The organism is Pantoea sp. CTOTU49201, assembly GCF_032054795.1.
In the GTDB taxonomy this organism is placed as follows: domain Bacteria; phylum Pseudomonadota; class Gammaproteobacteria; order Enterobacterales; family Enterobacteriaceae; genus Pantoea; species Pantoea symbiotica.
In genome coordinates this window covers 1-11,397 of record NZ_DAMBSA010000088.1, presented here as the reverse complement: position 1 = coordinate 11,397, position 11,397 = coordinate 1, and the positions used below count along the sequence as shown (strand labels likewise).

The 11,397-nt window shown below is 56.7% G+C and carries 12 protein-coding genes; 5 read left to right on the top strand and 7 right to left on the bottom strand.

Going from position 1 to position 11,397, the window contains the following annotated elements:
* The 4 genes from astD to spy all read left to right on the top strand — a co-directional run.
* The coding region (gene astD / locus RTY00_RS08760) for a succinylglutamate-semialdehyde dehydrogenase (protein WP_312664142.1) at positions 1-1,140 on the top strand (1,140 nt) is incomplete at its 5' end.
* On the top strand, positions 1,140-2,468 hold the full coding sequence (gene astB, locus RTY00_RS08755) for an N-succinylarginine dihydrolase (protein ID WP_312664141.1): 1,329 nt from the start codon (positions 1,140-1,142) through the stop codon (positions 2,466-2,468). The genes astD and astB, both read left to right, overlap by 1 nt.
* Positions 2,469-2,513: 45 nt before the next feature.
* The gene (gene astE, locus RTY00_RS08750; RefSeq protein WP_008102898.1) at positions 2,514-3,509 is read left to right on the top strand and encodes a succinylglutamate desuccinylase; all 996 of its coding nucleotides are present in this window, start codon (positions 2,514-2,516) and stop codon (positions 3,507-3,509) included.
* A gap of 322 nt (positions 3,510-3,831) precedes the next feature.
* Positions 3,832-4,329, top strand: a complete 498-nt coding sequence (gene spy, locus RTY00_RS08745; protein ID WP_312664140.1) for an ATP-independent periplasmic protein-refolding chaperone Spy — start codon at positions 3,832-3,834, stop codon at positions 4,327-4,329.
* Positions 4,330-4,409: 80 nt separating this feature from the next.
* On the opposite strand, the gene cho is transcribed toward spy, so the two are convergent.
* The 3 genes from cho to RTY00_RS08730 all read right to left on the bottom strand — a co-directional run bounded on the left by cho (position 4,410) and on the right by RTY00_RS08730 (position 7,550).
* Positions 4,410-5,270 (bottom strand): excinuclease Cho, encoded by an 861-nt coding sequence (gene cho / locus RTY00_RS08740; RefSeq protein ID WP_312664139.1) that lies wholly within the window; start codon positions 5,268-5,270, stop codon positions 4,410-4,412.
* A gap of 144 nt (positions 5,271-5,414) precedes the next feature.
* Entirely contained in the window at positions 5,415-6,242 is an 828-nt protein-coding gene (gene nadE, locus RTY00_RS08735; RefSeq protein WP_312664138.1) for an ammonia-dependent NAD(+) synthetase, read from the bottom strand.
* A gap of 117 nt (positions 6,243-6,359) precedes the next feature.
* A complete protein-coding gene (locus RTY00_RS08730; RefSeq protein WP_312664137.1) occupies positions 6,360-7,550 on the bottom strand; it encodes a multidrug effflux MFS transporter in 1,191 nt (396 codons plus the stop codon).
* Between the two features lie 192 nt (positions 7,551-7,742).
* On the opposite strand from RTY00_RS08730, the gene osmE reads away from it, so the two are divergent.
* Entirely contained in the window at positions 7,743-8,078 is a 336-nt protein-coding gene (gene osmE, locus RTY00_RS08725; protein ID WP_007892614.1) for an osmotically-inducible lipoprotein OsmE, read from the top strand.
* A 55-nt stretch (positions 8,079-8,133) separates the two neighbouring features.
* Here the strand turns inward: osmE and RTY00_RS08720 are convergent, their stop codons facing one another.
* The 4 genes from RTY00_RS08720 to RTY00_RS08705 form a co-directional block, all read right to left on the bottom strand.
* Complete coding sequence (locus tag RTY00_RS08720) at positions 8,134-8,517, bottom strand: DUF6515 family protein (RefSeq protein WP_154194115.1); 384 nt, start codon at positions 8,515-8,517, stop codon at positions 8,134-8,136.
* Between the two features lie 197 nt (positions 8,518-8,714).
* Entirely contained in the window at positions 8,715-10,106 is a 1,392-nt protein-coding gene (locus RTY00_RS08715; RefSeq protein ID WP_008102914.1) for an L-cystine transporter, read from the bottom strand.
* Positions 10,107-10,259: 153 nt separating this feature from the next.
* The gene (locus RTY00_RS08710; protein WP_312664135.1) at positions 10,260-10,850 is read right to left on the bottom strand and encodes a metal-dependent hydrolase; all 591 of its coding nucleotides are present in this window, start codon (positions 10,848-10,850) and stop codon (positions 10,260-10,262) included.
* A 140-nt stretch (positions 10,851-10,990) separates the two neighbouring features.
* Positions 10,991-11,397: SDR family oxidoreductase (locus RTY00_RS08705; RefSeq protein ID WP_312664134.1), on the bottom strand; the 407-nt coding region annotated here is incomplete at its 5' end.

Here is an 11,397-nt window from a genome sequence, read left to right as displayed (position 1 = left end):
AAGGCCTATCACAGCCGCACCGGCGAGCAGGCCGACGGCGAGAGCTCGTTGCGCCATCGTCCGCACGGCGTGCTGGCGGTATTTGGCCCGTATAATTTTCCTGGCCACCTGCCGAACGGCCATATCGTGCCGGCTCTGCTGGCGGGGAACTGCGTGGTGTTTAAGCCAAGCGAGCTGACGCCGCTGACGGCAGAAAAAACCGTGCAGTTGTGGGAGCAAGCCGGTTTACCAGCGGGCGTGATGGCGCTGCTGCAGGGCGGTCGTGAAACCGGCCAGGCGCTGGCGAATGCGGCACAAATTGATGGTCTGCTGTTTACCGGCAGCGCCGCCACCGGCTATCACCTGCACCGTCAGTTCGCCGGGCAGCCAGAAAAAATGCTGGCGCTGGAGATGGGCGGCAATAATGCGCTTATTGTCGAAGATCCGTCTGATCTTGATGGTGCGGTACATATCGCTATTCAGTCGGCCTTTATTACCGCCGGACAGCGTTGCACCTGTGCGCGACGTCTGCTGGTGAAGCGCGGCGCGGCGGGCGATGCCTTCCTGCAGCGTTTGGTTGAGGTCAGCGCGCGCTTGCAGCCTGGCGCGTGGAATGCCGAGCCGCAGCCGTTTATGGGCAGCGTGATTTCACCCGCCGCCGCCGGACATATTTTTGCCGCCTGGCAGCAGCAGGTGGAAAAGGGCGGAAAAGTGTTGCTCGGCATGCACTGGCCGGATCGCGACAGCGCCATTATCACGCCGGGCATCATTGATGTGACCGAAGTGAAAGAGTTAGCGGATGAAGAAGTCTTTGGTCCGCTGCTGCAGGTGATTCGCTACGACAGCTTCGAGCAGGCGATTGCCATCGCCAATAACACCCGCTATGGCTTGTCATGCGGCCTGATTTCGCCGCAGCGCGTGCAGTTTGATCAGCTGTTGCTGGAGGCGCGCGCCGGTATTGTTAACTGGAACAAACCGCTGACCGGTGCGGCCAGCACCGCACCCTTTGGTGGCATTGGCGCCTCGGGGAATCATCGTGCCAGCGCATGGTACGCCGCCGATTACTGTGCGTGGCCAATGGCGTCGCTGGAGAGTCCGAGCCTGGCGCTGCCGGGCAGTTTATCGCCGGGCCTCGATTTCTCCGCGCAGGGAGCGAAATAATGAAAGCGTTTGAAGCCAACTTTGATGGGCTGGTCGGCCTGACACATCACTACGCGGGATTGTCGTTTGGTAACGAAGCCTCGACGCGCAATCAGCTGCAGCCTTCGAACCCGCGTCTGGCGGCGAAGCAGGGCTTGCTGAAGATGAAAGCGCTTGCTGATATGGGTTACGTGCAGGGCGTGATCCCACCGCACGAGCGTCCTAATCTGCCGCTGCTGCGTCAACTTGGTTTTAGCGGCAGCGATGAGCAGGTGCTTGCGCAGGCAGCGAAGCACGCGCCGCAGCTGCTCTCGGCGGCCAGCTCCGCCTCGGCGATGTGGGTGGCCAATGCCGCCACGGTGTCGCCGTCGGCGGATAGCGCCGATGGTCGTGTGCATTTCACCGTTGCCAATCTGAATAACAAATTCCATCGCGCCATTGAGGCGCCGGAAACTGCCGATCTGCTGCGCGCGATTTTCCGTAACCCGCAGCACTTCAGCGTGCACGATGCGTTGCCGCAGGTGGCGCAGTTCGGTGATGAGGGCGCGGCCAATCACAATCGCTTCGGCAGTGATTACGGCGATGCGGGCGTACAGCTGTTTATTTATGGCCGGGATGGGCAGCAGCAGGGCGCAACACCGGCACGTTATCCGGCGCGCCAAACCCGGGAAGCCAGCGAAGCGGTGGCGCGTTTGCATCAGCTCGATGCGCAGCGCACGCTGTTTGCCCAGCAAAATCCAGCGGTGATCGATCAGGGCGTGTTCCATAACGATGTGATTGCGGTGAGCAATCAGCAGGTGCTGTTCTGCCATCAGGATGCCTTTGTTAATCAGCCGCAGTTGCTGAACGACCTCGCCGCGCGCTTTAGCGGTTTCCAGCCGATTGAAGTACCGCGCGATAAAGTATCGGTAACCGATGCGGTCAATACCTATCTGTTTAACAGCCAGTTATTGCAGCGCGCCGACGGCGATATGCTGCTGGTGCTGCCCGAAGAGTCGCGCCAGCATGCGGGCGTGTGGCGTTATCTCACCGAGCTGGTGGAGAGCGGCGGGCCGATTCGTGAACTGAAAGTGTTCGATCTGCGTGAAAGCATGTTTAACGGCGGTGGCCCGGCCTGTTTGCGTCTGCGCGTGGTGTTAACCGAAACCGAGCGTCAGGCGCTGAATCCGGCGGTGCTAATGAACGATCGTCTGTTTGCCACGCTCAACGATTGGGTGGATCGCCACTACCGCGATCGCCTAACCCAGGCCGATTTAGCCGACCCGCAACTGCTGCGTGAAGGGCGCACCGCGCTGGATGAGCTGACGAAGCTGCTAGACTTAGGCAGTGTCTACGCGTTTCAGCGTTAACGCCGGGGTGAGAGGTTCGCCCCACGTCGTTAAAAAGGAGTGAACATGCAGGATTTTTTACAGCAGACCTTGTCTGGTGAGCCGCCACAGCAAAGAGAGGGCAGCAACGATCATCTGAGTTGGCAATGGCATAACGAGGGACTTCTGTCCCTCACGCCGCACACGCCCACGCAGCAGGCGCTGGTGCTCTCTGCGGGCATTCACGGCAATGAAACCGCGCCGGTTGAGATTCTCAATCTGTTGCTGACGCCATTATTGAAAGGCGAGAAACCGCTGGCGGTGCGTTTGCTGGTGATTTTGGGTAATCCCGCCGCGTTGCGCAGCGGCAAGCGCTACCAGCAATATGATATCAACCGCCTGTTTGGTGGACGCTGGCAGCAGGTGGCCGATGTACCCGAAGCGCAGCGCGTGCTGCAGCTGGAGCAGGAGCTGGAGAGTTTCTGGCGCGCCTGTCTCGATCATGAAGTGCGCTGGCACCTCGATCTGCATACCGCGATCCGTGGCTCGTATCATGCGCGGTTTGGCGTGATGCCGCTGAATCCCAATCCGTGGCCTGAACAGTTTATGCACTGGCTGGCGGCGGCAGAAATGGAGGCGCTGGTGTTTCACCGTTCACCGGGCGGGACTTTCACCCATTACAGCTGCGAGCACCATAATGCGGCGAGCTGCACGCTGGAGCTCGGCAAAGCTTTGCCATTTGGTGAGAACGATTTGAGTCAGTTTAGCGGCGTGCAACGAGCGCTGGCGGCGTTGCTGTATGGCGAGGCGTTGCCGGAGGTGCGCGAGCAGCCGCGTCATTATCGCGTGGCGCAGCAGTTGACCCGCCACGGCGATAAGTTTGTGTTGCATATGGGACCAGAGACGCTGAACTTCACCGCTTTCCCGCAGGGCACGCTGCTGGCGGAAGAGGGCGACCGGCGCTACTACGTGCAGCAAGCGCGCGAGTATGTGCTGTTCCCCAATCCGAATGTCGCGCCGGGATTACGCGCCGGGCTGATGCTGGTGGAGGAGAATGAACAGACGCAGGCGCTGGCGTTGTGATCTTTATGTAGTTGGTCGCCATGAATGGCGACCCTACAATGGACGAGGTGCGTAACGGGATTAACCGCCGACATTTCCCTTCCTGAAAACCGACAATACCGTTACACTCCTCCTTAATTCCTGCGTTTTTCCCTTGATTGTCATAAACTTTTGCAATTCCTCACGCATTTCTTCTCTTTCTCTCCATGATTGCCTGATCTCTGTCTTTTATGCTTTCAGGGCTTTACTCAGCCTCTGAGTAGTTGACGTTCAGCGTCGTATGCTTGTTTCCGAAGACGCGACACAGGCTGTCGTCATTAAACTGATAAGTAAGGACAATATTATGCGTAAATTAACTTCTGTGTTCCTGGCTACCGCAATGGCTCTTGGTGCTGCAAATATCGTCCATGCAGCGGCAGACAACCTGACTCCGCCGCCAGCAGGCAGCGAAAAACCGATGCACAAGCCGCCGATGCGCCATCACGGTCTGGAGATGATGTTTAAAGGTCTGAACCTGACCGATGCGCAGAAAGCGCAGATCAAAACTATCCTGCGTGATGGCCACAAAGATATGAAACGCCCGTCGCTGGAAGAGCGTCGTGCTGACCATGCCATCATCGCTTCCGATACCTTTGACCGTGCGAAAGCCGAAGCGCAGGCTGAGAAGATGACGGCGAATGCCAAAGATCGTGCGCTGCAGATGATGGAAACCCAGAACAAGATCTACAACGTGCTGACACCAGAGCAGAAGAAACAGTACAACGCGAACTTTGAGAAGCGCTTAACCGAGAAAGGCCCGCACGATGGCAAAATGACGCCACCGCCGGCTGATGCTGAATAAGTTCTTTCGCTAACTGAATAGAGACCGCCGGGGTTGTCCATCGCATCTGATGCTTTGGGCAACCTCGGCGGTTTTGTTTTTTACAGCTCGATCAGCGGGAACACGCCAGAAAGCAGTGGACGGCAGAGGATTTTATAGCCGTCATGATCGAAGCCGTGCGAGGCGCGCTGCAGCTGGCGTGCTTCGGCTTCACTGTTTACCGATCCCAGCCAGAACCAGTGATCGATCACATGAATTTGAGTGAGGTCTGTCCCCGTTTCCACCATGCCAACCGGGCCTTGCCACGGCCAGCACTGGATGCGCATCTGCTCTAACGCCGCATGCAAACGCTGCTGATGCTCAGCAACCGATTCGTTACCGCAGCAGGCACCGGCGCAGCGTTTCAGGGCGGCACGAAAACAGCCGCGCCCCTGACGCAACGATTCCAGGCCCAGCAAGCCGTGACACAAACGCTGCTCATCGGCGATGGCTTTAAGCTTCTCCAGCGCGGCAAAGCGACTGCGAAACAGGCCATAGAGATTGGGTGAGCGCGAGAAGTCGAGATCCTTGGCGTACACCACCTGTGGCGCACCGTCGCCCAGCTGCAGCGAACAGAGTTGGCGATTCTTACGCAGGCGCTTATTAAACAGCGGCTGTTGCGTTTTGATCATCTGCGCTTCCAGCAGCTGTGCGCCGACGTCGCCAGCGGTGGGGATCCAGGTGACGCGTCGCGCCTGACGCAGCATTTTGGCTTCATCCGGCGTGCGGAAATGCGCCATCACCCGACTGCGCAGGTTGACGCTTTTGCCGATGTACAGCGGCAGGTTTTCGCTTTCACCGTGAAAGGTATAAACGCCCGGCTGGTTGGGTAAACCTTCCAGCCACTGACGTAAATGTTCGGGGTATTGATAGATTGCTGCCGCATCGAAATCGAGGCGGTGGCTGGCTGCACGTCTGACCAAAGCACACTCCAATTACTGGTTGTCTATCCAGTGTATCAAACTGTACTTTTTCTCGCCACTTTAGGTTCCGATTTGAATTAGGTCGCCATGAATGGCGACCCTACGGTGATTTGGCGGGGGCGCATTTATGCGCACTTGCGTAACTTATGGTTTCCAGAAATCGTCGAACACGGTGATCGGCGGGCGACGTTTGTGTTCGGTTTTCAGATACCAGCCTTCGATGGTTTTTGCTGCGGCGGCATCAATGGTTTTGCCTTCCAGATAAGCATCGATTTGCTGATAAGTGACGCCGAGCGCCACTTCATCCTGCAAGCCGGGACGATCATCTTCCAAATCGGCGGTCGGATGTTTGAGATAGAGGTGCTCCGGGCAGCCCAGCGTTTTCAGCAGCTGTTTGCCCTGGCCTTTGTGCAGACGGAAGATCGGGTTGATGTCGCTGCCGCCGTCACCGTACTTGGTGAAGAAACCGGTGATCGCTTCTGCCGCATGGTCAGTACCGACCACCACGCCTTTGGTCATGCCAGCGATGCTGTATTGCGCTTTCATGCGCTCGCGCGCTTTTTCATTGCCACGCACGAAATCCGACACCGTGATACCTGCGTCTTTCAGCGCACGTTCGCTGGCCAGAATCGCTTCTTTGATGTTCACCACCAGCGTGCGATCCGGCTGGATAAACGCCAGCGCATCCTGACAATCCTGCTCATCGGCCTGCACGCCATACGGCAAACGCACGGCGATGAAGGTGTAATTGTTATCGCCGCTCTCTTCACGCAGTTCGCGAATCGCGGTCTGCGACAAGATGCCGGTCAGCGTCGAATCCTGGCCGCCGCTGATGCCGAGCACCAGCGTTTTCAAAAAGGGATGGGCTTTCAGGTAAGACTTCAGAAAATCAACGCTGACGCGGATCTCCTGCTGCGGGTCGATAACGGGTTTTACACCAAGGGCTTCAATGATTTCCTGTTGCAGTGACATGAACCTCTCCTCAAGTCAGTAGCCTGACGGCACAATGCGAATCATCTGCTAAAGCTAACGCCTCTCCCCACAAACAACAAGCCGCACGGCTTGTTGTCCAGGTTATTTGCTGGCAAATCAGGCGTTTTTTGCCTTCTGCACCAGCAAATTGAACGACACAATCGCCAGCATAAAGCAGCCAAAGATGGTGCCAGTCATGCTGGCCACCGAGGTGCCGCCCAGGCCGGTGATCGGCACGCTGATGGCACCAAAGGTGAACATGCACACGCCAATCACCGCCGAGGCGCTGCCCGCACGCTGGCCCTGGCTTTGCATCGCCAGCGAAGAAGCGGTGGTGGCGATTACGCCGTTACTGGCAATGGTGAAGAACAGCGCGACCAGCAGAACTGGCAGCGCTGCGCCTGTTAATCCCGCCAGCAGCAAACAGCTCGAAGCGACAAACGCCAGCGTCAGGCCGCCTTTCAGCACGCGGTATTCACCCCACAGCGGACAGAGGCGCGCACTGGTTTGTGATGCAATAATCAGGCCGAGCCCGTTGGCAGCGAAGCAGAAGCTGAAGGCTTGCGGTGTCAGGCCGTACAGCTGCTGTAGTACAAACGGCGACGCGCCGATGTAGGCAAACATGCCTGACATCATAAAACCTTGCGTCAGGCAGAAGCCCATAAACTGACGATGCGTGACGACCTGGCCCAGTGCCGCCCAGGTCGAAAAGATCGAACCCTGGCTGCGTCGCTCTGGCGGTAGGGTTTCATGTAATTTCCAGCGGGCGAGAAAGATCAACACGATGGCGATGCAGCCGAGCACCACAAAAATGCCGCGCCAGTTGAGCACCGTCATCAAGGCACCACCCAGCACCGGCGCACCAATTGGCGCTAAACCGTTGACCAGCATCAGCAATGCAAAGAAACGCGTCAGTTCATGACCGCTGTACATATCACGGGCAATCGCACGCGACAGCACCGCGCCGCCTGCGCCCGCCAGGCCTTCAAACAGACGTGCCACTAACAGCGAGTTGATATCTTTTGCCAGCGCACAGCCAATCGAGGCAATAAACAGCAGCACCAGCGATAACAGCAGCGGACGCAGGCGACCAAACTTGTCGCTCATCGGCCCAAACAGCAACTGACCGGCACCCAAACCGAGCAAGCCGGCGGTGAGACTCAGTTGCGCCGTGGCGGTTTCGGTGTGCAGATCGCGCGCCAGTTCCGGCAGCGCCGGCAGGTAAAGATCAATACAGAGTGGCCCGAGCGCAGCGAGCAGGCCCAGCGTGATGGCATAAACCAGCCGATTAGAAGGTGCAGGTGTCATTAATCCTCTGTCTTTATTCATTACTATAGGTATTTTTTCGCGGGTGATTATACGAACCGTAGCGCATCAACACAGCATTTTTACCAAATCCTAACGCTTCGGAATTTGGCTAAATTTATCCCATAAAGTTGATAAATCTGGGTTTATGTTCCAGGCTTACTTCACATGGACAAAAAAACGAGGAACAACAACATGAATAAAGTGATGGGATGTATCGCTGCCGCTATGACGCTGGCAGCCCTGTCTGGTTGTACGACTTATGACAAAGCTGAAAGCTACGTAACCAAGCCGGTTGTGAAGGATGTGAAGAAAGGCATGACGCGTGATCAGGTTCGCCAGATTGCCGGTCCAGCCTCCACAGAAATCACCATGGTTCACGCCCGCGGTACTTGCCAGACTTATGTGATTGGCGAGCGCGACGGCAAACCGCAGACCTATTTCGTTAGCTATAACGATACCGGTCGCGTCATGAACTATGGTTTCCAGAGCTGTAAAGACTACGATACCGATCCGCAAGCGGCTCAGTAATCGCAGCAGAATAAGAAACGGCCCGTCATTGACGGGCCGTTTTTCGTTGTGGCGCTTATAAACCGTAAGGACGCGGCACTTCGATATAATCACCGCCGATCTCGCGCTGATAGTAATGACCTTCCTGCACGTAATAGCGCTTGCCGTTGAAATCCAGCACGCGCATTCCGCCGCCCGGCGGGGCTTCAGGCGGCTGCACCACGACATAGGTGTCGCCCTGGCGCTGATAGTAGTTGCCGTTCAGCATGTAATAGGTCAGGCCTCCCAGCAAAACTGCGGTTGCCGCTTCCGGTAAGAAACGCAGCGGGCCGGGACCGCCCCAATGTGGACCTTCACCCCAATGCGGACCTGGACCGGGGCCCCAACCGCCGGGATGGGCGAAACTGATTGCTGGTGTTAATAAGGTTAACGCCAGCACCGAGGCGATAACTGTTTTCATCGGTGATTCTCCTGCTGTGACTGACAGCAGAATTGGCCTTCCTAAGCGAAAACTCAAGCGAAAAGCGGCTGATTTTTCCTCTGTTTACCATGCTTAACGCTTTCCTGACGCTAGCGCCATGATTGGGTGGAATTGGGGAGAACAGGGCATAAAAAAACGGCAGACCAATTGGCCTGCCGTTGTGGTATTGAGGAGTGTTAGCGGTGTGCCAGTTCGGCGTGCTCGTCGCTCTCCAGCACTTTTTTGTCGGTCAATCCGAGCCAGCGGCTGGTGAGTGAACCGGCAGTCATTGAACCATTTACGTTGAGCGCGGTACGGCCCATATCGATCAGCGGTTCGATGGAGATCAGCAGCGCGACCAACGTCACCGGCAGGCCCATCGCAGGCAGCACAATCAGTGCAGCGAAGGTTGCACCGCCGCCGACGCCGGCCACACCGGCAGAACTTAGCGTCACGATACCCACCAGCGTCGCAATCCACATTGGGTCAAACGGGTTGATGCCCACGGTTGGCGCAACCATCACTGCCAGCATGGTCGGATAGAGACCCGCACAACCGTTCTGACCGATGGTGGCACCGAACGACGCCGAGAAGCTGGCGATCGATTCCGGCACGCCAAGGCGACGCGTTTGGGTTTCCACGTTCAGTGGAATACTGGCGGCGCTGGAGCGGCTGGTGAAGGCAAAGGTGATCACCGGCCACACTTTACGGAAGAAGCGCATTGGGTTGATGCCGTTAACCGACAGCAGCAGCGCGTGTACGGCAAACATGATTGCCAGACCGAGATAAGACGCCACCACGAAGCCACCCAGCTTGATGATGTCTTGCAGGTTGGAACCGGCCACCACTTTGGTCATCAGCGCCAGTACGCCATACGGCGTCAGCTTCATGATCAAACGCACCAGCTTCATCACCCAGGATTGCAGGGTGTCGATTGCAACCAGCACGCGCTCGCCTTTTACCTTGTCATCTTTCAGCAGTTGCAGCGCTGCTACACCCAGGAAGGCGGCGAAAATCACTACGCTGATGATCGAGGTTGGATTGGCGCCCGCCAGATCGGCAAACGGGTTTTTCGGAATGAAGGAGAGCAGCAGCTGCGGCGTGCTGAGATCAGCCACTTTGCCTACGTAGTTGCTCTGAATCGCGCTCAGACGCGCGGTTTCCTGCGCACCCTGCACCAAACCTTCAGCGCTCAGGCCAAACAGGCCAGTCACCAGCACGCCGACCAGCGCGGAGATTGCAGTGGTAAACAGCAACACGCCAATGGTCAGCACGCTGATTTTACCCAACGATGAGGCATTGTGCAGACGCGCGACCGCGCTCAGAATTGAGGCGAACACCAGCGGCATCACGATCATCTGCAACAGTTGCACGTAGCCGTTACCGACAATGTTGAACCAACCAATCGACGCTTTCACTGTTGGGCTGTTCTCGCCATAAATGGTTTGCAGCGCCAGACCAAATGCCACACCGAAAACCAAACCGGTCAGCACGCGCTTTGACAGGCTCCAGCTTTGGTTGCCAATGCGATTCAACAGAATCAGCAGCGCGATAAACGCCACGATATTAATAATGAGGGGAAAATCCATGCTCAACTCCAGAGTGTGACGTGCCATCGCCCTGGGATGGCACGTAAAACAGTAAGTCCCCGTTAGGGAATATTTAGAATGTTATCAGTTCAGCGTGGGGCGGGCTTATACCCAAAAAGAATGTTTTATAACTTTATCGCTTGATTCGACGGGTTATTGACCGTTTTGACCATTAACCAACCGACCAACGCCATTTTGTAGTGTATTGAACAGTTGTTCCGGCCAGCCGTTGGCACCAAAAGAGGGCATGCCGGGCGGGAACCACAAGGCATAACCGACCAGCGCCAGGCAAAGTGCCCGCTCCAGCTGATTACCTTTCTGGCTATTGAGGATTGGCAAACGGAAGCGCCAGCGGCAAGGCCACAGCAACGGCACGCCAGCGGGCGTGAGCATATCGGCGACAATATGGCTGAGATAGCCGAGCGTCATGCCTTGCAGCACATCGGCGGGAAGAAACCAGTCGACGGGCACATTGATCTGGAATAGCCACAAACTCACCGCTACCGCCAGCAAACTGTGGGTAAAACCGCGATGACCAAAGGCACGGGCGATGGGATGCGATAGCCACTTTAATCGCTGACCTAACACGGATTTAGGGTGATCGATATCGGGTAGCAGGCAGGTTAACAGCGCAGCAGGCACTAAATGCCACCAATCGGCGCTGGCCAATACTGGCGTCAGCTCCGCGCGCTTGGCAAAAATGGCGCTGGCAATGGCAAAAATGATATGGCCTTCGGCCGTCATGATGAAACCTGGCTGCATAAAACTGTCGATGCATCCAGTATAGGGATTTATCCAGTGAATGAGAATGGTGACGCTGTAACGAAGCGTTAATATTTTTCACTTTCCCGCGTCACAATGACGCGGGAAAAGAACGGGTTAGCTTAGCGCGCTAACCATCCACCATCAACGGCCAGTGTATAACCTTGCACATAATCAGAGGCGCTGGAGGCGAGGAAGACAATCGGGCCCATCATGTCGTCCGGGACGCCCCAGCGACCCGATGGAATGCGGCCCAAAATTTCCTCGTTGCGTGACTCATCGCTACGCAATTGTTCAGTGTTATTGGTGGCCATGTAGCCTGGCGCAATAGCGTTCACGTTGATGCCGTGCTTGGCCCATTCGTTGGCCATCAGGCGAGTTAACCCCATCACCGCGCTTTTTGATGCGGTATATGAAGGTACGCGAATGCCGCCCTGGAACGACAGCATCGAGGCGATATTGATGATCTTGCCGCCGTTGCCTTGCGCGATAAACTGACGCGCGACCTGCTGCGACAGGAAGAACAGGC